Annotated in this window: 1 protein-coding gene; it reads left to right on the forward strand. The window is 72.4% G+C overall.

What is annotated here, in order from left to right; all coding sequences use genetic code 11:
• The coding region (locus tag NON22_RS23085) for an AAA family ATPase (protein ID WP_257389336.1) at positions 1-2,442 on the forward strand (2,442 nt) is incomplete at both ends.

The raw sequence follows: 2,442 nt of genomic DNA on the forward strand, positions 1-2,442 counted from the left end.
GTGCCGGAGCCCGTCGCCGCCGTCGACACGGCGCCGGAGCCCGAGCCGGCTGAGCCTGCCGCGCCTGCCGGATCGCCTGCGCCGCCGCGCGAGCGCCTGAACGCGCTGCTGCGCCGCTGCACGGAGCAGCTCGAAGGCTACGAGCATCCCGACGAGCTCGCGGCCAATCCCGATTTCGAGGCCGCCGTCGCGCTGCTGGCCGGTGCCGACTTCAGTCCGCGCGACCGCCTCGAAGCCGTGCCCTCGCGCGGCGTCGCGCTGAGCAGCGCCGCATTGGTCGCGCTGCGCCGCGCCGGCGACGTCGTGCCGCTCGACGTCGTGCGCACCGTCGACCGCATGGGCTATTTCACCCTGCACTACGCGCTCGGCTACCTGGCCGCGCATCCGCATCCGGCGACGTTGACCGGCATGCTGCTGCGCATGAGCGAATGGTGGATCGACCATCCGATCACGCGCGCCGGCGTGCAGCGCTATTTCGACGCCTTGCCGGCCGATGCGGCGCTCGGCGACGAGATCGCCGAGTCCGATCCCGACCGCCTGCGCGCGCTGCAGGGCTGGCTGCGCAATAGCGGCCATCTGCGCGGCGAAGTGCTGGCCGCGCAGGTCGCGCAGCTGCTGCGCGCGAACGAGGACCTCGCGGCGCTGTTGCAGATCGGCCGCCTGATCGGGGCCGATACCGACGGCGACGAGATCTTCGCGCCGGCCGACGCCGAGGCCCGCCAGCGCGTGCTCGCGCTGCTGACGCGCGAGCCGCGCACGAGCCCGGTGCTCGTCGGTCCCGAAGGCAGCGGCAAGACGACCCTGATCCGCCAGTGCCTGCGCGAGCTCGCCGCGCAGGGCTGGCGCGTGTTCGAGGCGACGCCGGCGCAGATCCTCGCCGGACAGAAATACATCGGCGAGCTCGAGGGCCGCGTCGCGATGCTCGTGCGTGCGCTCGGCGCGCCGCGCACGCTCTGGTACGTGCCCGAGGCGCACCAGCTGCTCGAGAAGGGCCGCACGACCAGCGACCCGACCGGCTTACTCGATCTGCTGCTGCCGCATCTCGAAAAGCGCGAGATCCAGCTGATCGGCGAAAGTCCGCGCGACGCCTGGAGCCGCGTGCTCGCGCAGCGTCCGCGCATCCAGCACCTGACGGTCGGCCTGTCGGTCGATCCGCTCGACGCGTCCGCGACGCGCGAGCTCGCCGACGCCTGGGCGCGGCAGGCGCGCGAACGCTACGGCGCCGACGTCGCCGCGCCGGAACTGCTCGCCGAAGCCATGAGCCTCGCGGCGCAGCAGTTTCCCGAGCGCGCCGAACCCGGCCGCAGCCTGCGCCTGCTGCAGGAAACCCTGCGCAGCGCCGTGCAGGCCGATCCGCCGGCGCTGCCGCTGATCCGCGCGCAGGTGCTGAGAACCCTGGCCGACCTGTCCGGCCTGCCGCTGGAAATCCTCGACGGCGGCGCGCATCTCGAACTGGCCCGGGTGCGCGAGTTCTTCACGCGCCGCGTCATCGGACAGGACGAGGCCGTCGACGCGCTGGTCGACCGCATCAGCATGCTCAAGGCCGGGCTGACCGATCCGCAGCGGCCGCTCGGCGTGTTCCTGTTCGCGGGTCCCACGGGCACCGGCAAGACCGAGCTCGCGAAGGCGCTCGCCGAGTACCTGTTCGGCTCGCGCGAGAAGCTGCTGCGCTTCGACATGAGCGAGTACCAGTCCGAGGACGCCTACTGGCGTCTGATCGACGAAGGCAGCGGCGAGCGCAGCGCGTCGCTGACCGGCCGCATACGCCAGACGCCGTTCGCAGTCGTGCTGCTCGACGAATTCGAGAAATCGCATCCGCGCGTCTGGGATCTGTTCCTGCAGCTGTTCGACGACGGCCGCCTGACCGACCGCCAGGGCAACACGGCGGATTTCCGCCACAGTCTGATCATCCTGACGAGCAACGTGGGCTCGACCGTGACGCGGCGCAGCGGCCCGGGTTTCGTCGCGGCCAACGACGCCTCGGCGCGCGGCGAGGCCGAGCGCGCGCTGTTCGCGACCTTCCGCCGCGAGTTCCTCAACCGCCTCGACCGCATCGTCGTGTTCCAGCAGCTGTCGCGCGCGGTCATGCGCGACATCCTGCACAAGGAGCTCGATCTCGTGCTGTCGCGGCGCGGCTTCCGCGCGCGCGACTGGGCCGTGGAATGGGAATCCTCGGCCGTGGACTTCCTGCTCGAACGCGGCTTCACGCCGGATCTCGGCGCGCGGCCGCTGCGCCGCGCGATCGACCAGTACCTGCTCGCGCCGCTGTCGCGCACGATCGTCGAGAACCGCGTGCCGAGCGGCGGCCAGTTCCTGTTCGTGACCGGCGCCGGCGACGGTCTGCACGTGCGCTTCGTCGATCCCGACGCCGGCGCCTCGCCGCCGGCCGTCGCGGCGCCGTCCGCCGGTGCGGATCTGCGCGCGCTCGCGCTCGATCCGGCC

Origin of the sequence: Tahibacter caeni, from assembly GCF_024609805.1 — a bacterium.
GTDB lineage: Bacteria > Pseudomonadota > Gammaproteobacteria > Xanthomonadales > Rhodanobacteraceae > Tahibacter > Tahibacter caeni.